At 41.7% G+C, this 868-nt stretch carries 2 protein-coding genes; both read left to right on the top strand.

What is annotated here, in order from left to right; genetic code table 11:
• Positions 1-70 precede the first annotated feature (70 nt).
• Positions 71-556 carry a ribonuclease HI family protein gene (locus DD606_RS25765; RefSeq protein WP_129259562.1) on the top strand — a complete coding sequence of 162 codons (486 nt, stop codon included), beginning with the start codon at positions 71-73 and terminating at the stop codon, positions 554-556.
• A gap of 3 nt (positions 557-559) precedes the next feature.
• A partial coding sequence (locus tag DD606_RS26145) for an integrase zinc binding domain-containing protein (protein ID WP_176691531.1) occupies positions 560-868 on the top strand: 309 nt, incomplete at its 3' end.

Here is an 868-nt window from a genome sequence, read left to right on the forward strand (position 1 = left end):
AAGGAAATCCCTCTTCTTCTTAAGGAGGATGCAGTGAAGAAGCAACACATGGAAGCTCCTGACATAGACAATGCCTATCTTTCTTTTTTTTTATGGCTCTTACAGGAAAGCGCATGGTGAAGCTTCAGGAGGTGTGGTAGTTTATGATCCTCAAGGTGCTTTGATAACTAAAAGGAGCTTGAAGCTTACAGCACAAAGCAACAATGAAGCTGAGTATGCTACTTTGGAGAAAGGTCTCAACCTTTGCCTTGAGCTTGGCATCCGTCGTGTGAGGGTAAGAGGTGATGCTCTTTTGGTGGTTAAGCAAGTACTTGGGGTGTGGAAAAGTAAGAATCCAAGGCTGAAAAATATGTGTTTTCAAGTGAAGAATCTGCTTAAGCATTTTGAAGCTTGGAGTTTAAGGCATGTGGACAGGTCTCAAAATGAAGAAGCACATGGTGCAGCACAAGCTTCAATTGGCCAATTGTATGTAATAAGGGCTGATTCTCCTCTTTATTTGGGAAGGGAATATTTAGAGAGGGAGGAAGAGTTTCTACAAATAGGTATGCTTCCATGAGAGTTGGATAAGTCAAAAAAGTATGCCTTCCTACGTCGTGCCAAAAGGTATGTGCTACTTGGTGATGCCTTATATATGAAGGGGGCTGATCTTGTGATGAGAAAAGTGCCTTGGAAAGAGGAAATTTACAAAATTTTAGAGGAGAATCATGAGGGTTCTTGTGGTGGTCACTTTGCTGCAAAGATCACTTTGCATAAAGTCTTGCAGGAGGGTTATGTGTGGCCAGGTGTTCAACGTGATGTTCATCATTGGTGCAAGTCTTGTAAAGAGTGTCAAAGCATGGCAAATAGGGTTCTCAAATCAGAAATTAGA

This window comes from Enterobacter cloacae complex sp. GF14B (genome assembly GCF_004136805.1).
Classification (GTDB): Bacteria; Pseudomonadota; Gammaproteobacteria; order Enterobacterales; family Enterobacteriaceae; genus Enterobacter; species Enterobacter hormaechei_C.